We start from the raw sequence: 17,550 nt of genomic DNA, 5'->3' as shown, positions 1-17,550 counted from the left end.
GATCCTCAGGGGTCGCCGAGGCCCCGCCCTCTACGATCGTTCGGATCATGATCTTGGCTGCGAACACCGACGACGTCTCGAAGTGGGCGTCGAACACCTTCACCCAGTTCGTCGACACCTGGCAGGCGCCGATCACCATCGTGGTGACGATCCTCGCCGCGATCATCCTGCGTCTGATCCTCCGCCGCACGATCAAGGGCGTCGTCGACCGCGTGGTGAACGGTGCGAAGCGTCGGCAGAACGTCGAGGACACCCAGGCGCTCATCGCCTCTCCCGTGCAGACCGCGCGGGTGGTGCAACGGACGCGGACCCTGGGTAGCGTCCTCGAGAACCTCGCGACGGTGGTCGTCACGATCATCGCGCTCGTCATCATCGTCACGGCGGTGTGGAAGGGCGCTGCGGTCGGCATCGTCGGCGGCGCCTCGCTCATCGCCGCCGGCCTCGCGGTGGGCGCACAGAGCATCGTGAAGGACCTGCTGTCCGGCGTCTTCATGATCCTCGAGGACCAGGCCGGCGTCGGCGACGTCGTCGACACCGGCCAGGCCACGGGCGTCGTCGAGAACGTCGGCCTGCGCGTCATGCAGATCCGCGACGTGAACGGCATCCTGTGGTTCGTGCCGAACGGGCAGATCCTGCGCGTCGGCAACCTGTCCCAGGGGTGGTCACGCGTGCTCGTCGACATCACCGTCCCGTACGACACGGACATCGACGCGGTGCAGGACGCCCTGCTCCGCGCGGCCGTGACCATGTCGCAGGAGCCCCGCTGGCGACAGCGCATCGTCGAGAAGCCGGAGATCTGGGGCCTGCAGTCGATCTCGGACGCCGGCATGGTGTTCCGCCTGGTCGTGAAGACCCGGGCCTCCGAGCTCGACGTCGTCGGTCGAGAGATGCGGGTGCGCCTGAAGCGGGCAGTCGACGAACTCGGCGTCACCCTGCCCGCGATGGCGATGATCATGCCCGAGGGCTGGGAGAACGCCACCTCGATCAACGGGCTGCGCACCGTCCGGACCCAGCCGACGCCCGCGCCGACGAAGCCCCGCGGGAAGCGTGGGAACCTGTTCGGACGAGCCATCCGCACCGACGACCAGGACCCCGGGAAGGACCACCAGTGAGCGACCTCACCCCACCCGCACGCGGCGGCGTCCCCGTACAGCCGATCACGCTGCGGGTCGGTGAGCACGGTGTCAGCGCCACCGGCTCGCTGTACGACCGGATCGGTGGTGCGCCGACGTTCGACCGGCTCGTCCGACGCTTCTACGAGGGCGTGCAGCAGGACGAGGTCATCTGGCCGATGTACCCGGCGGAGGACCTCGAGGGGGCGGTCTGGCGCCTGTCGGCCTTCCTGCAGCAGTACTGGGGCGGCCCGGGCACGTACAGCGAGGAGCGGGGACACCCGCGGCTGCGGATGCGCCACAACCCGTTCCGCATCACGTCCGAGGCGCGCGAGCGCTGGCTCCACCACATGCACGAGGCGGTGGAGTCGCTCGAACTGGCGCCCCTGGACGAGGCGGAGCTGTGGGCCTACCTGGACCGTGCTGCGCACGCCATGACGAACACGTTTGACTGAACCGGCGTACCGCTCGCCCGTCCAACGTGCACCGACCGTCCCCGCGGCTCGCGGGTCGGACGGGAGGCGCGTGGCGGCGCCGCCACGGGCCTCCCGTCCGACATCGGTCGCGTCTACCCGACGTACGACCCGTTCGCCAGGTCCTCGACCAGGGACGGACGGGTGGGCACCCACCCGAACGCGGTGCGTGCGTGGGCACCCGAGGCCTCCTGGTGCAGGAGCAGTGCGTCGGCGAAGTCGGCGCCGAGACGCTGCCGGCTCTCGTCGACGCTCTCCGCGACCACGGGGGCGCCGTGCGCCCCCGCGACCGCGATCTCGCGCACCGTCGGGTTGTCGCCCGTCGCCGCGACGACGTAGCCGTCCTGCTCCGCACGCTGCAGGGCGAGCACGTACAGCTCGCCGAGATCGTCGACGTGCACCGTCGTCCAGCGCTGCGACCCGTCGCCGACGAGACGGACCTCGTGCTCGCCGTCACCCGCGAACATCGCGGGGATGCCCGCTCCACGGCCGTGGACGATGCCCGGCGCGACGATGGTGGTCCGGACCGCGCTCGCGCGGACGCGCGCCTCGATCGGGGCGCGCCACGCGGTGAGTGCCGGCGGCGACACCGGGGACTGCTCGGAGATGTCCGTCGAGCTGCCGAACGTGAAGATCCCGCCGGTGTGCACGAAGGGCTTCGGGGTGCCGTCGAGCGCCTCGGTCACGGTCGCGGTGAGGTCCGGGTCGACCGACTCGGCCGATGCCGTGTGGACGACGGCGTCCGCCTCGTGGGCGAGGCGACGGACGACGTCCGTGTCGGTGACGTCGCCCACGACCGCGCGGCCGCCCGCGTCACGGACGGCCTGGGCCTTCTGGTCGGACCGGACGATCGCGGTGACCTCGTGCCCGTGGGCGACGAGGGCACGGAGGACGGAGGACCCGATGTAGCCGGACGCACCGGTGAGGAGAACGTGCATGACGTCAGCCAACCACGGCGGTCGGCGCGCCCGGTGGACGTCGGCCCGTCTGTGGACGGACGTGCCCGTGCACAGGGAGTTGTGGGGACCCGCCCGTCGCGCCGTCGCTAGCGGTCGAGGCTCCAGGCGCGGCGCTTGACCAGGACGTGCCCGCGGGAGGTCGTCAGACGGCTCCACGGACCGGTCTCGAACAGGCGCACCGGATCGTGACCGAGGAAGCCGAGGCTCTCCCCCGCGAACCCCGCCGCCGCCGGCACGTGCTCGATGCCCGGCACCGGTCTGCCCCAGACCTCGGCGCGGATGCGGCGGACGATGGCCTCGCCCGCGTTCGACGGCACGGCGTCAGCGACCTCGGCGATGCCGTCACGGGCGGCCCGGCGGAGGAGCTCCGGCGAGACGTCCGGCAGCGGCACCCAGCCTCCACGCGGCGGGGAGATCGCCGCCCAGGTGACGGTGTGGACCTCGTGCGGCAACTCGACCTCGACCGGGGTCGCGCGGGTCGGGTCGGCGCCGTCGGCGCCGGCCGCGTCGTGCTCCTCGGCCAGGACGCGCAGCCGCTCCTGCAGGGAGGCGAGCGGCACGACTGCGTCGATCGTCTCCGGCTGCGTGAGCGAGAAGGTGCGGAGCCCGAGCACCGTGGGCAGCTCGTCGAGCAGACCGATCGGGTACAGGATCGCCGTGTACACGGCGAGGACGCCCGAGTCGGCGATGAGTCGGACGGAGCCGTCCTCGATCCGGGCAGCACGTCCGAGGTAGGTGCGGAGGTCGCCGAGCGAAGCGGCGTCGGGAAGCGTGAACGAGGTGCCCATGTCGCCACCGATCCTACCGGCGGCGGGTTCGTAGACTTCCGGTGTGAACGGTGAACCGGACTTCCTCAGCACCCTCCGTCTGCAGGACACCGGCGCGAGCACCGGCGAGACCATCCTCACCGGCGCCAGCCACTGGTCACCCGGCGGACGCGTCTTCGGTGGTCAGGTGCTCGCGCAGTGCATCGTGGCCGCCCAGCACACCATCGAGGACCGCGCGATCCACTCGATGCACGGGTACTTCCTGCGCCCCGGCGACACCGGCCTGCCGATCACCTTCGGGGTCGAACGCATCCACGACGGCCGGTCGTTCGCCACGCGACGCGTGCAGGCGTACCAGCGCGGCGTGCCGATCTTCTCGATGATCGCGTCGTTCCAGCGGCCCGACGACGGCGTCGAGCACCAGGACCCGTTCCCGGTGGACATCCCGGCGCCGGAGACCCTGCCGTCGGCCGCGTCGATCCTGGCTCCGATCGACGACCCGGTGGCGCAGGCGTGGGCCGAGCGGTCGATCGACCTCCGGCACGTCGACGGGCCCGTGTTCGTCGACGTGCAGGGCGAGCAGGTCGCGCACCAGGCGGTGTGGTTCCGGGTGCAGGGCGCGCTGCCCGAGGACCCCACCCTGCACCGAGCGGTGCTCGGGTACGCCAGCGACCTGTCGTTGCTCGAGCCGATCATGCGGCGACACGGGATGGCATGGGGCACCCCGGGGGTCAAGCTCGCGAGCCTCGACCACGCGATGTGGTGGCACCGGGACGCCCGTGCGGACGAGTGGGTGCTGTACGCGCAGGAGTCGCCGAGTGCACAGGGCGGGCGGGGGCTCGCGTTCGGACGGATGTTCTCGCGCGACGGGCGGCTGCTGGCCTCGGTCGCGCAGGAGGGCATGATGCGCGTCCCGCGCTGACCGCCGTCTACGGGCGGGAGAACGCCACCGGCGGCTCGATGTACGGCGCGCACGCAGCGCGCTCCGCCTCGGTCAGGCGGCGCGGCCGGTTCGTCGCGGCGTCGACCATCACGAGTGCGGTCGTCGCACGGGTGTACAACACCGCGGGCTCCACCCCGACCGGCGACCACACCTCGTACGACACGTCGATGCTCGCGCCGCCGATGCGACCGATCCAGAGCTGCACGTCGAGCGGACGACGCAGGTACGGGATCGACGCGAGGTACTCGAGCCGCTGTGCCGCGATGACGGTCATCGTGCCGGAACCCGGCCGCCCGTCGATGATCGGGTCCGGCAGGTCACCGTCGTCGTCGGCGTCCGACGGGTCGTGGCCCCAGAACCCCGCGATGCGCGCCTCCTCCAGGAGACGCAGCATCGCGGAGTTGTTGACGTGTCCGTACGCGTCGATGTCGCTCCACCGCAGGCGGATGGGAGCGTGGAGCCTCGCCACCGGTCAGTCGCGCGTGAGCTTGCGGTACGTCGAGCGTCCGGGCTTGTTCGCGTCCGGGCCGAGGCGCACGAGCTTGTTCTCCTCGTAGGCCTCGAAGTTCCCCTCGAACCAGTACCAGTTGGGGGTGCCGTCCTCGTTCAGACCCTCCCACGCGAGGATGTGGGTCGCGATCCGGTCGAGGAACCAGCGGTCGTGGGTGATCACCACGGCGCAACCCGGGAACTCGAGGAGTGCGTTCTCGAGGCTGCCGAGCGTCTCGACGTCCAGGTCGTTGGTCGGCTCGTCGAGGAGCAGGAGGTTGCCGCCCTGCTTGAGCGTGAGCGCGAGGTTCAGGCGGTTGCGCTCACCACCCGAGAGCACGCCGGCCTTCTTCTGCTGGTCCGGGCCCTTGAAGCCGAACTGCGACACGTAGGCGCGGGACGGGATCTCGGTCTTGCCCACCTGGATGTAGTCGAGCCCGTCGGACACGACCTCCCAGAGGTTCTTGTTCGGGTCGATGCCGCCACGGGTCTGGTCGACGTACGAGATGTCGACGGTGTCGCCGACCTTGAGGGTCCCGCCGTCGAGGGGCTCGAGCCCCACGATGGTCTTGAACAGCGTGGTCTTGCCGACGCCGTTCGGGCCGATGACGCCGACGATGCCGTTCCGCGGGAGCGTGAAGGACAGGTCGTCGATGATGACCCGCTCGCCGAACTGCTTGTGGAGCTTCTCGGCGTCGATCACCTGCGAGCCCAGACGGGGACCCACCGGGATGACGATCTCCTCGAAGTCCAACTTGCGCGTGCGCTCGGCCTCGGCCGCCATCTCCTCGTACCGGGCGAGACGCGCCTTCGACTTGGCCTGACGGCCCTTCGAGTTGCTGCGCACCCACTCGAGCTCGCTCGACAGGCGCTTGGCGAGCTTCGCGTCCTTCTTGCCCTGGACCTCGAGGCGCTCGCGCTTCTTCTCGAGGTAGGTCGAGTAGTTGCCCTCGTACGGGTACAGGCGACCGCGGTCGACCTCGGCGATCCACTGGGCGACGTGGTCCAGGAAGTACCGGTCGTGCGTCACCGCGAGGACGGCGCCGTGGTACTTCGACAGGTGCTGCTCGAGCCAGAGGACGGACTCGGCGTCGAGGTGGTTGGTGGGCTCGTCGAGGAGGAGCAGGTCCGGCTTCTCGAGGAGCAGCTTGCACAGCGCGACGCGGCGCTTCTCACCACCGGAGAGGTTCGCGATCTGCGCGTCCGCCGGCGGGCACTGCAGCGCGTCCATCGCCTGCTCGAGCTGCGAGTCGAGGTCCCAGGCGTCGGCCGCGTCGATCTCTTCCTGCAGCGTGCCCATCTCGGCCAGGAGCGCGTCGAAGTCGGCGTCCGGCTCGGCCATGAGCGCCGAGATCTCGTTGAAGCGGTCGATCTTGCCCTTGATCTCACCGACGCCCTGCTGGACGTTCTCGAGCACGGTCTTCGACTCGTCGAGTTCGGGCTCCTGCATGAGGATGCCGACGGAGAAGCCCGGGGTGAGCTTCGCCTCGCCGTTGGACGGCTGGTCGAGACCCGCCATGATCTTCAGGATCGTCGACTTGCCCGCGCCGTTCGGTCCGACGACACCGATCTTGGCGCCGGGGAGGAACGACATCGTGACGTCGTCGAGGATCAGCTTGTCGCCGACCGACTTGCGGGCGCGGACCATCTGGTAGATGTACTCAGCCATATCGCGGCAAGTCTACTGACCTCGTGCCGCTCAGCACCCCTCCTCCCCTGATTCCGCACCTCTTCTCGCCGCCGTACCTCGTGCTCGGCCTGCGGTCACGCGGCATCACGGCCGGTCGTCGCCGCGGCGTCGTCCGCCTCGGAGAACGGCGCGGACGGCGGCGCGAAGTCACCACCGAGCACCGTCGCGGTGTGGTGTGCAGCCTCGGCGGGGTCCGGCAGCTCCTCACCCGCGGCTCCGTCGGACTCGTCGCCACCGATCCTGATCGGGTGCTCCGTCCCGTCAGCGCGTTCGGCCCCGTCCGCCTGCTCCGTCCCGACTGGTCCGGAGTGCCGGCCCCCGCGGTGGTCGGTGCCGTCGGGACCACGGACCTCGCCGGTGCGGGGGTCGACCGTCGGCGCGTCACCCGGCACGGCGGTCGACTCGCTGCTGTGCCGCGGCACGCGGATCCAGTTGCTGATGCCCCAGGCCAGGTCGTGCCCGATGCCCTCGGCGTCGATCTCGACCGAGGTCCCGCCACGACCCTCGCGTTCCCACGTCCGGATGCGCACCCGACCGGTGACGACGATGCGGTCGCCCTTCTTCAGGGACTTGTGCACGTTGGCGGCGAGGGAGCGGAACGCCGTGACGGTGTACCAGTTCGTCGTCCCGTTGGTCCAGGACGAACTGGTGCGGTCCCAGCGACGGGACGGGGACGCCAGGCGCATGCTCGAGATGGCGATGCCGGTGTCGGTGACGAGGTACCGGGGCTCGGTCGCGACGATGCCGCAGACGGTGATCGTGTCGTTCATGACTCGATCGTCGACGAGCCCCGGGCCGCCGGAGCGGCTCGGGGCTCGATCTGTGACCGAGTGACTCGATCAGGCGGGCTGTGGAGGACGAGTCCCCCGTGCCTCCCGACCGGTGCCTGTCAGTGCGCGCGGAACTCGGGACGGTCGGCGAGCGGGCCGAGAGCCGCGTGGACGGCGCCCTTCGCCGACTCGAGCGACGGGTACGTGCCGCCCCGACCGCTCCGTCCGTAGAGTTCGACGTGGAACCCGTCCGCTGCGCGACGGATGCTCCCGACCGCGCCAGCCGGACCGACGGCCACCCAGGTCCCGGTGTTGTCCATCATCGTTCGACCACCTCCTCGTGGTCCCGACGTCTGCGTCTCAGGACGCCAGGATGTACTGACCGTACGCCTTGCGGACCTTGTTCACCTTGGGCAGCGCGACCGCCATGCAGTAGCCCTGTCCGGGGTTCTTCGCGAAGAAGTCCTGGTGGTGGTCCTCCGCACGGAAGAACGTGCCCAGCGGCTCGATCGTCGTCACGATCCCGCCGTCCCAGATGTCCGCGGCGCGCTCGATGGCCTGCTCGAACAGTCCACGCTGCTCCTCGTCCGCCGGGAACATCGCCGAGCGGTACTGGGTGCCGACGTCGGCACCCTGCCGGTTGAGCTGGCGCGGGTCGTGCAGCGTGAAGAACACGTCGAGGACCACGTCGGCGGGGATGACCGATTCGTCGAAGGTCACCGCGACGGCCTCGGCGTGACCGGTCGTGCCCGTGCAGACGGCCTCGTACGACGGGTTCTCGGTGGTGCCGCCGACGTAGCCGGACACCACGTCCTGCACGCCCTGGAGCGTGCGGTACACCGCGTCGAGACACCAGAAACAGCCACCTGCGAGCACGAACGTCGTCATGGGGTCAACCTACCTTCCTGGGCTCGGTCGGAGCCGCGATCGGGTGCGTCTCCTGCACAACACCGGCCCCCTCGCCGCTGTTCCCCAGGCCCGCCGGACGGCCACGCCGCTGTCGGTGGTCCGCCGTAGCGTCAGCACCACGACATCGACGACCGGCCACCAGGAGGCACCCCGTGCAGACCAGCACCGAACCCGCGTTCCGCATCCGCTCGGCACCGGTCGCCCGCAGCCGTGGCGACCTCCGCGTCCTCGACGTACGCGACGACCTCAGCCGGGTCACCCGAGCGAACGGGGAGATCGTCGGCTACGTAGACCGGGTGGACGTCGCGGGTGGCACGGCCTACCGCGCCCGCCGGTACGTCGCGACCGAGCGTCGCTTCGTCGAGCTCCCGAACGTCTGGTCCGCGGACGACGCGGTGGACTGCCTGCGCTGGGGCTGAGCGGCGCCGGAGGCCGGTCTCGGCGGAACGCCGTGCAGCCTCCGCCGATCCGGGCTCGAGGCTGCGTAGGGTTCGCGCATGGACTGGTGGAACGACCTGACCGACTGGACTGCGTCCGACGAGGGCTGGCGAGTGCTGTCCGGCGCGATCATCCCCTTCGTCGCGATCGTCGTCGCCGGAGTGATCGCCGCACTCATCGGCCGCGCTGCGGCCAAGCGCGTCGTGGCGCTGCACGACCGCGAGAGCCGGAACGCCGCGGTCGCGGGTGTCGTCTCCGCGGCACGCAAGGCGACGCGATGGGGTGCGCTCGGGCACGAGGAACGGGCGTACGCCGACCACGTCGCTGAGGACGCCGACATCCGCCTGCGCATGCTCCCCGTGAGCGGAGCGACGCTCGCCGCGGACTGGGCGCAGCACGAGATCGCGGACATCAAGCGGAACTCGTCCACCTTCACCTCGCAGGCAGACCAGTCGCTCGGTGAGTTCCGGGACCGCCTGCTCGAGTGGCAGGCTCGTCCGAACCGGGCTCGCAAGCTGTTCAAGGCGGACCTCGAGCGCTGGAAGTTCGACTCGCCGGACCCGGACGCCGAGCTCATCGCCCGCCAGCAGGACTGGAACGCCGGTCACCAGGAGCAGCGGACGACCGACGGCGGCGGCGCGGCCCAGGCGTCGCGCCCGACTCCCACGACCACGTCCTTGCGATCCGCCCCGCAGGCGAACCAGCAGGCGGGCGCCCCGCAGGCGAACCAGCACTTGGGTGCTCCGCAGGCGAGCAACCCGCAGGCGGGTGCTCCGCAGACGAACCGGGCCGCCTGGGCCGGCGACCGCGACGCCACGACCCCGATCAACGACGTCCGGCCCGCTGCCGACAACCGCACCCGCCCGTACGGGGAGGGCGAGACGGTGCCGATCGACGGCACGCCCGTGCGCCCGCAGCTCGGCACACCGCTCGCGTCCTCCCGCCAGGGCACCGCCACCGCGACCAGCACGCGCAACGACGTGGGTGGGCCCGACGCCGACGACGCCCGAGCCGTCGACGCCACCGACCAGGGCCGGAGCGACGAGCGCTCCGAGCCTCGGCCGGCCTCGGCCCCGCGCATCGCCAGTCCGACCTCGGCGGACGCGCACGTGAACCGATCGTCGGCGACCGCGTCCGGCCTCGATCGACAGGGCCCGACGACCGGCGCTCCTGGCGCCTCCGACGACATCCACGACGAGGACGCTTCCCCGTACACGCAGCCGATCAGCGCGAGCGAGCTCCGGCGACGATCCGCTGACGACGACTGAGCCGCGCCAGGAACGACCGAGCAGCGCCAGGAACGACCGAGCAGCGTCCCGGACGACCGGGCCGCGACGACCGCGACCACGAGAGGCCGCCATCCGATGGGATGGCGGCCTCTCGTCGTTCGTGCCCCCGGCAGGAATCGAACCCGCGACACGGAGGGTAGAAACCACCTGCTCTATCCACTGAGCTACGGAGGCGGGCGGCGACGATTCTACCGCCGTCGGCCGAGGTGGAGACGCCGAGCGGGCGGGAACGGCACGACGCCGCCCGACGAGCAGTAGGGAACGCCCGCTCGCGGTCCGGGTCGCCGCGACCCTCCCCCCGCCCGGCGTTCCGCAAGGTTCGGCGTGCGTCCCCCTGCAGTTCGTCTCGGGGTCACCGCTCCTCCGTACCGTCCCGAGCATGCACTCCCCCGGACCCGTCGTGGCGCTCGTCCCGTCCCGTGCCGGTTCCAAGGGCATCCCGGGCAAGAACCTCCGCACCGTGGGCGGTCGGACCCTCGTCCGCCGCGCGGTCGAAGCGGCGCGGGCTGCCGCGACGATCGACACCGTGGTGGTCTCGACCGACGGGGACGCCATCGCGGCGGAGGCCGAGGACGCCGGCGCGGCGGTCGTCCGGCGTCCGGCCGAGCTGTCCGGCGACGAGGCATCCTCCGAGACCGCCCTGCTCCACGCCCTGGACGCGCTCGACCCGCTGCACGACGGCACGGGGCCCGAGATCGTCGTCTTCCTGCAGGCGACCTCCCCGTTCATCGACCCCGCCGACCTCGACCGCGCCGTCCGTCGGGTCCAGGGCGGAGCCGCGGACGTCGTCTTCGCCGCCGCCCCGTCGCACGCATTCCTCTGGCGCACCGTCCCCGGCGGCAGAGCCGAGGCGGTCAACCACGACGCGGCGAGCCGTCCCCGCCGACAGGACCGCGAGCCGGAGTTCCGTGAGACCGGTGCGTTCTACGTCTTCCGCGCTGCCGGTCTCCGCGAGCACCGGCACCGCTTCCACGGTCGGGTCGAGCTCGCCGTCGTGGACCCCGCGCTGGCGATCGACGTCGACGACCTCGCCGACCTCGAGCGCGCGGACGCCCTCGCGACCCGGCACGACGCGGGACACCGTACAGCGCACGAGGGCGGTGCACCCGACCAGACCCCATCCACCGTCCCCGCACCGAACGGAGCACCATGACCGTCACCATCGGCACGTCGACCATCGGCGCCGGCAACCCCGCCTACCTGATCGGCGAGATCGGCCTCAACCACAACGGCGACGTGGACATCGCCAAGCGACTCATCGACGTCGCGGCCGACGCCGGCCTGCAGGCGGTCAAGTTCCAGAAGCGCACGCCGGAGATCTCCACGCCGGAGCACATGAAGTCGACGCCGCGCACCACCCCGTGGGGCGAGATGACCTACCTCGAGTACCGGCACCGCGTCGAGTTCGACCGCGACCAGTACATCGAGATCGGCGACCACGCGACGCTCCGCGGTCTCGACTGGTTCGCGTCGCCGTGGGACGAGCCGAGCGTCGCCTTCCTCGAGGACCTGCGCGTCGTCGCCTACAAGATCGCCTCGGCGTCGGTCACCGACCTCGGCCTGCTCAGCGCCGTCGCAGCGACCGGCAAGCCCGTGATCCTGTCGACCGGCATGTCCACGCTCGAGCAGATCGACCGCGCCGTCGAGACGCTCGGGACCGACCGGCTGGTCCTCATGCACGCCACGTCGACGTACCCGCTCCCCGCCGAGGAGGCGAACCTCCGCATGATCGACACCCTCGCCCTCCGGTACGCGGGCGTGCCGGTCGGCTACTCGGGGCACGAGCCCGGCCTGCAGATCTCGCTGGCCGCCGTCGCCCTGGGGGCCTCCGCGGTCGAGCGGCACATCACGCTGGACCGCACCATGTGGGGCTCGGACCACGCCGCCTCGCTGGAGCCGCACGGCCTGCAGACGCTCGCCCGTGACGTCCGGATCATCGAGACCGCGCTCGGCGACGGTGTCAAGCGCATCTTCCCGGGCGAGATCGCGCCGATGGCGAAGCTCCGTCGCGTCAGCGCGTGAGCCGGCAGCCCGCGTGAGCGACGGAGGTCGCGAGCCGACGGTCGGACGGGAGGCGCGCCTCCCGTCCGGCACCCCGCCCCGCGTCCGACGCGTGGTCGGCCTGGTCGACACGGACTCCTTCGCGAAGTGGGGTGCGCACCTGCTCGCATCGAGCCCGGCGCACTGGCGACCGGAGGTCGTCGTGGTCGCCACGCCGCGGTCCGCCAGCAGGGCGCAGCTCGGCGCAGCGTTCCGAGGGCTCGACGCGCGGCTGGCGCACCTCGCGGCCGCACCGCCCGAGCCGGTCGCGGTCGACGCGATCGTCCGCCGCTTGCGGGACGACCCGCCGGACGCCGTCCTCGTGGCGTGCATCGGCCCGGTCGCGGAACTCGTGATCGAGGAGGTGACGCGACGCGTCGGACGGCGGCCGGTCCTGCTGACCGGGCTGCCCGGCATCTCGTTCCCGGCCAAGTGGAAGGGCGTGTTCCTCCGCGCGCGGGCCGACCTGTTCGTGCTGCACAGCCATCGCGAGGTCCGCGCCTACCGGGCGCTCGCGTCAGCGGGCGGGATCGCACCCCACTTCGCCCTCGCGACGTTGCCCTTCGCCCGTTCGGTGCCTGTGCCTGGCCCGAGCCACGAGGACGAGGACGCCGGGGTCCGGGACGCCGTGGTGTTCGCGGCGCAGCCGAGCGTCCCCGCCGAGGAACACGACCGGCGCCGGGTCGTCGGCTGGCTCGTCGACACGGCACGACGACACCCGGAGTGGCGCGTCGTCGTGAAGGTCCGTGCCAGGGCCGGCGAGCACCAGACGCACCGCGAGCGGTTCCCCTACCCGGAGCTGCTCCCCGCGGACGTGCCGTCGAACCTCGTGGTCGCGAGCGGTCCGATGGCGCAGCACCTCACCCGGGCCGTCGCCCTGGTGACGGTGAGCTCGACCGCGGTGCTCGAGGCCGCGGCGCAGGGGGTCCCGGCGCTCACGCTGACCGACTTCGGCGTCTCCCGGGCGCTCATCAACGAGGTGTTCGTGGACAGCGGCCTCGAGGGCGACGCCACCGACCTGATCGAGGGGCGCTTCGGAACGGTCCGTCCCGAGTGGATGCACGACAACCACTTCCACCCGGCGTCCGACGACGACTGGGTCGAGCGGGCGGAATCGCTCATGCGACTCCGCGACGACGGCGCACTCGTCGACCGTCCGGCCGCGCGCCGGAGCCGGGGCGGGGCGCTCCGACGGGCGTGGGAGCGGAGGAACGCCCTCGGCTCGGCCGACCGGTCGGTGCTCGGCACGGTGGCGCTGGCGCTCGGCACACCGGTGCGGACGGCGAAGCGGGCCGCACGGCGGGTCCGCCGGCTCGTGCGGCCTGCGGCGCCACACCCGGTCGGTGCGCCGAGGTCACAGCGGGACACACGGTCGTCGGCGGCGGGACACGACGAGGTGACCGCGGCGGCGGAGCGACACGGGACACGGTCGGGGTGACGGACGGGGCGGAGGCGAGCCCGGCCTCCAGGCCCAGCCGTCAGAGGGCCTTCGCGACCGCCACCAGCAGCTGGTCCCGCGAGGGGACACCGGGAGAACGGAAGACCTCGGCCCCGTCGTCCCGCCGCACGATGATCGTGGGGGTCGAACGGATGCCGAGGTCCTCCGCGGTGTCCGGGTGCGCCGCCACGTCCCGCTCCGTGACCCGGAGCCCCGGGACGAGTCCCGCCACCTCGGCGGTCACGCGGCGAGCGGCCGCGCACGGGGCGCAGAAGGCGGAGGTCCAGAGGTCGAGCTGCACGCGAGGCGGCAACGCGGGCGGTGCCGGATCTACTCCCGGTCGAACTCGCCGCTGCGGTCGCCGCGGTCCTGCAGGTCGTCGACCGGGTCGGAGTCGGCGGCGTCGTACTCGTACTCGACCGAGGTCTGGTCGAGCACCTGGCGGGTCTTCGTGGCCTTGTAGGTGAAGGCCGTCTGCAGGCCCTCGACGTCCGCGTACACCGTGACCTCGTCGTCGACCGCGTCACTCGTCGCGGTCCGGGTGTCGGTCGTGCCGTCGAAGGGACCGCCGTGGAAGATCGCGGTGTACTCGTCGCCCTCGTTGATGGTGATGTCGCTCATGCGTCCCTTGTACCAGGGCCGTCCTGTTGACGGATGCATAGCACAACTATATAGTTCAGCTATGGAAACATCGCGGGCGCAGACACTCGAGACCCTCATCGTCTCCGTCAACCGTCTCGTCCGCGCAGCCGCGCAGGCCTCCGGCAGCCCCACCTCGGCCGCCGTCTGGCGGACGCTCGGCATCCTCGAGACCGAGCAGCCACTCCGGCTCGGCGAGCTCGCGGCAGCCTCACGCGTCGCACAGCCGACCATGACCCGGCTCGTCTCCGGCATGCTCGCGGACGGGCTCGTCTCGCGCAGCGTGGACCCGGACGACTCCCGCGGCCAGCTCATCGAGCTCACCGACGCCGGGCGCGAGCGCCTCGCCACCTGGCGCGCCACGATCGCCGACTCGGTCGGGCCGGTCTTCGCCGACCTCGGCGACGGCGACTGGGACGTCCTGCACGACGCCGCCGCCATCATCGCCTCGCGCACCACCACGACCACCACGAGAACGGAGATCCACGCGTGAACGCCCACGCACCCGCTGCCTCCGGCAGCATCCTCAAGCAGTCCTCCGCGGTCTGGGCGATCGCCTTCGCGTGCGTCGTTGCCTTCATGGGCATCGGACTCGTCGATCCGATCCTCCCCGCGATCGCGTCGTCGCTCGACGCCACCGCTGCGCAGACCGAGCTGCTGTTCACGAGCTACCTCGCCGTCACCGGCGTCGCGATGTTCTTCACCAGCTGGGTGTCGAGCCGGATCGGGGCGAAGAACACGCTGCTCATCGGACTCGCGCTCATCGTCGTGTTCTCGGTGCTCGCTGCCACCTCGGGCAGCGTCTGGAACATCATCGGCTTCCGCGCTGGCTGGGGCCTCGGCAACGCGCTCTTCATCTCCACCGCGCTCGCGACCATCGTCGGGGCGGCGTCCGGCGGGACCGCATCGGCGATCATCCTGTACGAGGCGGCCCTCGGCCTCGGCATCGCCGTCGGCCCGCTCGTCGGCGGCCTGCTCGGTTCGGTGAGCTGGCGCGGTCCCTTCTTCGGCGTCACCACGCTCATGGCGATCGCGTTCGTCGCCGTCGTCACGCTCCTGAAGTCCTCCGGACTCGAGAAGCCATCGCCCACCAAGCTCTCGGCACCGTTCCGCGCGCTCGGGCAGCCGGCGCTCGCCGCCCTCGCGGTGACCGCACTGTTCTACAACATCGGCTTCTTCGTGCTGCTCGCGTACACGCCGTTCCCGCTCGGCTTCGGTGCGCTGGGCATCGGCTTCACGTTCTTCGGCTGGGGCCTCGGGCTCGCGATCACCTCGGTGTGGGTGGCGCCGATGCTGACCGCCCGCATGCGGCGCACGACCGTCCTGAAGATCGCCCTGCCGCTGCTCGCCCTGGACCTGTTCGCCGCCGCGGTCGTCGTGACGTCGCAGGTCGGGCTCATCGTGTGCGTCGTCATCGGCGGACTCGTGCTCGGCGTGCTGAACACCGTGCTCACCGAGTGCGTGATGGAGGCGACGGACCTCCCCCGGTCGGTGGCGTCGAGTGCGTACTCCGCGGTGCGCTTCATCGGTGGTGCCATCGCCCCGCCGGTGGCGACGCTGTTGGCGGAGGCGTTCTCGCCTTCGGCGGCGTACGTCTTCGCCGGGCTGTCGGTGGCGGTCGCCTTCGTGGTCGTGGCCCTGACCACCCGGGTGCTCCGGCGGGTCGACGACGGCGCGGAGTCGGAGCGCGTGGAGGCCGAGGCGATCTCGGCGGGCGAGATGGTCTGAGGCCGGACGCGGCCGCGGGGCGCTCGCGGCCCTGCACGCACGAACGGGCGGGATCGGTCGTCGAACCAGGGGTTCGGCCGCCGGTCCCGCCCGTTCGTCGTGCGTGCTCGGCGACCAGCTCATCAGCGTCGCCCCGCCTTCGCGGACGCGAGCGGGCGGATCCGGTCGTCGAGCAGACTCGTCCGCTGCGGGTTCCGCCCACTCGACGAGGAGCGAGCCGCCGACCGGGCCGCCGAGCCGACGAGCCGGAGCGTGCCGCGCCTCCCGGACGCGAGCGTGCTCGCGAGCGGGCGGAACCAGCGTTCCAGCAGCCGCGTGCCAGCAGCTTCCGCCCGCTCGTCGTCCGGCGCACGGACGGGCGGAAGGGGCGCCGGGCCCGACAGCCCGCCGCCCCGCGACGAGCGGGCGGGATCAGACGTCGAACCGCTGGGCGTCAGCAGTTCCCGCCCGCTCGTCGTCAGCCGGCGGGTCGGACGGACGGACGGAAGGCGCGCACTCCGCCCGACAGGTCGCCCGCGACGAGCGGGCGGAACCTGACCCCGGCGCGCGCTCCGGCGCACAGGATGCGCCCGCTCGCTGCACGCGGTCCACACCACCACCGCCGCGAGCGGGAGCGTCACCCGCGCGGAATAGGATCGGGGGCATGGCAACTGCGAACGACCGCCTCGTCTGGATCGACTGCGAGATGACGGGCCTCGACCTCGAGGTCGACGAGCTCGTCGAGGTGGCCGTCGTCGTCACGGACTTCGACCTCGTCCCGGTGCACCCCGGGTTCGACATCGTCATCAAGCCCGACCAGTCGGCGCTCGACAACATGAACGAGTTCGTGACGAACATGCACACGACCTCGGGGCTGCTCGAGGAGATCCCGAACGGCGTCTCCCTGGCCGACGCCGAGTACCAGGTGCTCGAGTACATCCTCCAGCACGTGCCGGCCGAGGGCAGCGCTCCCCTGGCGGGCAACACCATCGGCACCGACCGGGCGTTCCTGTCGAAGTACATGCCGCGGGTCGACGGGCACCTGCACTACCGCAGCGTCGACGTGTCGAGCATCAAGGAGCTCTGCCGTCGCTGGTTCCCGCGCGTGTACTTCAACGCGCCGGAGAAGCACGGCGGGCACCGCGCCCTCGCGGACATCCTCGAGTCGATCCGTGAGCTCGAGTACTACCGCCGCGCGGGCTTCGTCGCTGAGCCCGGCCCGACGACCGAGGACGTGCGCGCCGTCGCCGCACAGGTCGTCGAGCAGTGGGAACCACGACTCGCCCAGCCTGCGGCGGAGTAGCGACACGCCTGGTCTGCGGGACCTCCGGCATGTACTACTATTGAGTGGTCGCGCTGGTCCGCCGGTGTGTACGTGGTGGGTATAGCTCAGTTGGTAGAGCGCCTGGTTGTGGTCTAGGAGGTCGCGGGTTCGAGACCCGTTACTCACCCCAGTGCTGACGAAGGTCAGCGGAAGGCCCCGTCCGAGAGGACGGGGCCTTCGTCGTTCCGCCAGGTTGGTCTGCGACGATCGACTCCGTGATGGAGATGTCCGCCGACGAGTTCGAGCAGCTCGTGACCGACGAACTCGACCGCCTGCCCGACGAGATGGTCGACGGGCTCGACAACGTCGTGTTCGTCGTCGAGGACGAGCCCGAGGACGGCTCCGACCTGTTCGGCGTGTACGACGGAGTCGCGGCGACCGAGCGCGGGCAGTACGGGTTCGGCGAGCTCCCGGACCGGATCGTGGTGTTCCGGAAGCAGCACCTCGAGGAGTGCGACACCGTCGACGAGCTCAGGGACGAGGTGCACACGACGCTCGTCCACGAGATCGGGCACTTCTACGGGATCGACGACGAGCGACTCCACGAGCTCGGCTGGGCGTAG

Annotated in this window: 21 protein-coding genes and 2 tRNA genes; 13 read left to right on the top strand and 10 right to left on the bottom strand. The window is 71.5% G+C overall.

The genetic code is table 11. The features are described 5' to 3' along the window. Positions 1-47: 47 nt before the first annotated feature. Both DEJ23_RS08840 and DEJ23_RS08835 read left to right on the top strand, forming a co-directional pair. Complete coding sequence (locus tag DEJ23_RS08840) at positions 48-1,112, top strand: mechanosensitive ion channel family protein (RefSeq protein WP_258375380.1); 1,065 nt, start codon at positions 48-50, stop codon at positions 1,110-1,112. Positions 1,113-1,162: 50 nt separating this feature from the next. Further along, positions 1,163-1,567, top strand: a complete 405-nt coding sequence (locus DEJ23_RS08835) for a globin (RefSeq protein ID WP_111239924.1) — start codon at positions 1,163-1,165, stop codon at positions 1,565-1,567. Between the two features lie 113 nt (positions 1,568-1,680). Here the strand turns inward: DEJ23_RS08835 and DEJ23_RS08830 are convergent, their stop codons facing one another. Together DEJ23_RS08830 and DEJ23_RS08825 are read right to left on the bottom strand one after the other, a co-directional pair. Continuing rightward, positions 1,681-2,523 carry an NAD-dependent epimerase/dehydratase family protein gene (locus DEJ23_RS08830; protein WP_111239885.1) on the bottom strand — a complete coding sequence of 281 codons (843 nt, stop codon included), beginning with the start codon at positions 2,521-2,523 and terminating at the stop codon, positions 1,681-1,683. Between the two features lie 107 nt (positions 2,524-2,630). After that, on the bottom strand, positions 2,631-3,332 hold the full coding sequence (locus DEJ23_RS08825; RefSeq protein ID WP_111239884.1) for a hypothetical protein: 702 nt from the start codon (positions 3,330-3,332) through the stop codon (positions 2,631-2,633). A gap of 43 nt (positions 3,333-3,375) precedes the next feature. Here DEJ23_RS08825 and DEJ23_RS08820 point away from each other — a divergent pair, with 43 nt between their 5' ends. Next, complete coding sequence (locus DEJ23_RS08820) at positions 3,376-4,233, top strand: acyl-CoA thioesterase II (protein ID WP_111239883.1); 858 nt, start codon at positions 3,376-3,378, stop codon at positions 4,231-4,233. A 7-nt stretch (positions 4,234-4,240) separates the two neighbouring features. Here DEJ23_RS08820 and DEJ23_RS08815 read toward each other — a convergent pair whose 3' ends face one another. From DEJ23_RS08815 to msrA, 5 genes are all read right to left on the bottom strand, one after another. After that, on the bottom strand, positions 4,241-4,723 hold the full coding sequence (locus tag DEJ23_RS08815; RefSeq protein ID WP_111239882.1) for a thioesterase family protein: 483 nt from the start codon (positions 4,721-4,723) through the stop codon (positions 4,241-4,243). 3 nt (positions 4,724-4,726) lie between these two features. Further along, on the bottom strand, positions 4,727-6,412 hold the full coding sequence (ettA, locus tag DEJ23_RS08810) for an energy-dependent translational throttle protein EttA (protein WP_111239881.1): 1,686 nt from the start codon (positions 6,410-6,412) through the stop codon (positions 4,727-4,729). Between the two features lie 95 nt (positions 6,413-6,507). Further along, complete coding sequence (locus DEJ23_RS08805; RefSeq protein ID WP_111239880.1) at positions 6,508-7,203, bottom strand: single-stranded DNA-binding protein; 696 nt, start codon at positions 7,201-7,203, stop codon at positions 6,508-6,510. 119 nt (positions 7,204-7,322) lie between these two features. Then, on the bottom strand, positions 7,323-7,526 hold the full coding sequence (locus DEJ23_RS08800) for a methyltransferase (protein ID WP_111239879.1): 204 nt from the start codon (positions 7,524-7,526) through the stop codon (positions 7,323-7,325). 37 nt (positions 7,527-7,563) lie between these two features. Then, positions 7,564-8,091 carry a peptide-methionine (S)-S-oxide reductase MsrA gene (msrA, locus tag DEJ23_RS08795; RefSeq protein ID WP_111239878.1) on the bottom strand — a complete coding sequence of 176 codons (528 nt, stop codon included), beginning with the start codon at positions 8,089-8,091 and terminating at the stop codon, positions 7,564-7,566. 173 nt (positions 8,092-8,264) lie between these two features. Here msrA and DEJ23_RS08790 point away from each other — a divergent pair, with 173 nt between their 5' ends. Continuing rightward, positions 8,265-8,531: a hypothetical protein gene (locus tag DEJ23_RS08790; protein WP_111239877.1), complete on the top strand. Its 267-nt coding sequence runs from the start codon at positions 8,265-8,267 to the stop codon at positions 8,529-8,531. Positions 8,532-8,609: 78 nt separating this feature from the next. Then, positions 8,610-9,818 (top strand): hypothetical protein, encoded by a 1,209-nt coding sequence (locus DEJ23_RS08785; protein WP_111239876.1) that lies wholly within the window; start codon positions 8,610-8,612, stop codon positions 9,816-9,818. Between the two features lie 122 nt (positions 9,819-9,940). Here the strand turns inward: DEJ23_RS08785 and DEJ23_RS08780 are convergent. Further along, a tRNA-Arg gene (locus DEJ23_RS08780) sits at positions 9,941-10,013 on the bottom strand. A 205-nt stretch (positions 10,014-10,218) separates the two neighbouring features. Here DEJ23_RS08780 and DEJ23_RS08775 point away from each other — a divergent pair. From DEJ23_RS08775 to DEJ23_RS08765, 3 genes are read left to right on the top strand one after another with little or no spacing between them, the layout of a single operon-like run. Then, positions 10,219-10,992, top strand: a complete 774-nt coding sequence (locus DEJ23_RS08775) for a cytidylyltransferase domain-containing protein (protein WP_111239875.1) — start codon at positions 10,219-10,221, stop codon at positions 10,990-10,992. After that, positions 10,989-11,861: an N-acetylneuraminate synthase family protein gene (locus DEJ23_RS08770; RefSeq protein WP_111239874.1), complete on the top strand. Its 873-nt coding sequence runs from the start codon at positions 10,989-10,991 to the stop codon at positions 11,859-11,861. Before DEJ23_RS08775 ends, DEJ23_RS08770 begins: the two co-directional genes overlap by 4 nt. Before the next feature lie 13 nt (positions 11,862-11,874). Then, positions 11,875-13,317, top strand: a complete 1,443-nt coding sequence (locus DEJ23_RS08765; RefSeq protein WP_111239873.1) for a DUF6716 putative glycosyltransferase — start codon at positions 11,875-11,877, stop codon at positions 13,315-13,317. Positions 13,318-13,357: 40 nt separating this feature from the next. Here DEJ23_RS08765 and DEJ23_RS08760 read toward each other — a convergent pair whose 3' ends face one another. Next, positions 13,358-13,561, bottom strand: coding sequence for a thioredoxin family protein (locus tag DEJ23_RS08760; protein WP_258375378.1), 204 nt, complete (start codon positions 13,559-13,561; stop codon positions 13,358-13,360). Between the two features lie 86 nt (positions 13,562-13,647). Next, on the bottom strand, positions 13,648-13,938 hold the full coding sequence (locus DEJ23_RS15400; RefSeq protein WP_146240238.1) for an oligoribonuclease: 291 nt from the start codon (positions 13,936-13,938) through the stop codon (positions 13,648-13,650). Positions 13,939-13,999: 61 nt separating this feature from the next. On the opposite strand from DEJ23_RS15400, the gene DEJ23_RS08755 reads away from it, so the two are divergent. The 5 genes from DEJ23_RS08755 to DEJ23_RS08735 all read left to right on the top strand — a co-directional run bounded on the left by DEJ23_RS08755 (position 14,000) and on the right by DEJ23_RS08735 (position 17,550). Beyond that, a complete protein-coding gene (locus tag DEJ23_RS08755) occupies positions 14,000-14,449 on the top strand; it encodes a MarR family winged helix-turn-helix transcriptional regulator (protein ID WP_181429184.1) in 450 nt (149 codons plus the stop codon). Next, positions 14,446-15,684: an MFS transporter gene (locus tag DEJ23_RS08750; protein ID WP_111239870.1), complete on the top strand. Its 1,239-nt coding sequence runs from the start codon at positions 14,446-14,448 to the stop codon at positions 15,682-15,684. Before DEJ23_RS08755 ends, DEJ23_RS08750 begins: the two co-directional genes overlap by 4 nt. Before the next feature lie 643 nt (positions 15,685-16,327). Then, on the top strand, positions 16,328-16,966 hold the full coding sequence (gene orn / locus DEJ23_RS08745) for an oligoribonuclease (protein WP_111239869.1): 639 nt from the start codon (positions 16,328-16,330) through the stop codon (positions 16,964-16,966). 75 nt (positions 16,967-17,041) lie between these two features. Next, positions 17,042-17,117, top strand: a tRNA-His gene (locus DEJ23_RS08740). A gap of 88 nt (positions 17,118-17,205) precedes the next feature. Next, entirely contained in the window at positions 17,206-17,550 is a 345-nt protein-coding gene (locus DEJ23_RS08735; protein ID WP_111239868.1) for a metallopeptidase family protein, read from the top strand.

The organism is Curtobacterium sp. MCSS17_008, from assembly GCF_003234185.1.
Taxonomy (GTDB): domain Bacteria; phylum Actinomycetota; class Actinomycetes; order Actinomycetales; family Microbacteriaceae; genus Curtobacterium.
Note: the sequence above shows the minus strand (reverse complement) of the source record. Positions and strands in the feature narration are given on the sequence as shown.